Annotated in this window: 1 protein-coding gene; it reads right to left on the bottom strand. The window is 64.9% G+C overall.

Annotated features, from left to right (window positions below):
- The coding region (locus EKA13_RS28055; RefSeq protein ID WP_176717505.1) for a hypothetical protein at positions 1 to 370 on the bottom strand (370 nt) is incomplete at both ends.

Here is a 370-nt window from a genome sequence, read left to right as displayed (position 1 = left end):
CCCATCCATTCGCGGCTGCGGGCGTTGAAGCGCTCGCGTTGTTGGCTTTTGAGGCGGTGCTGGGCCAGGGCCTCCTGTTGCCCGAGGTCGCCCAGTTGTTGGTGGAGGTGGTCGACATGCACATTCAGGCGGTTGACCGGGGACAGTGTGAACAGCAGTTGATGCGGCCGGCTGAAATGCAGGTCCTGCAGTTGCAGGGTCAAGCTGCGTAACGCAGTGCGGGTCGCGGCCTGATCGTGAGGCGCGCCGGGACGTGTCAGCGTGCGCTGCTGGGCGTCGATCTGCCGTTGCAAGCCAAGGACCTGCTGCTGCCAGCGGCGGAACTGCGCCTTGAAGTCGGGGTTGAAGCGCAGTTGGGTAGCGTCAGAGG

Source organism: Pseudomonas defluvii (assembly GCF_001695625.1).
Lineage (GTDB): Bacteria > Pseudomonadota > Gammaproteobacteria > Pseudomonadales > Pseudomonadaceae > Aquipseudomonas > Aquipseudomonas defluvii.
The sequence above is the reverse complement of the archived record's forward strand: the minus strand, read 5'-3'. Positions and strand labels throughout refer to the sequence as shown.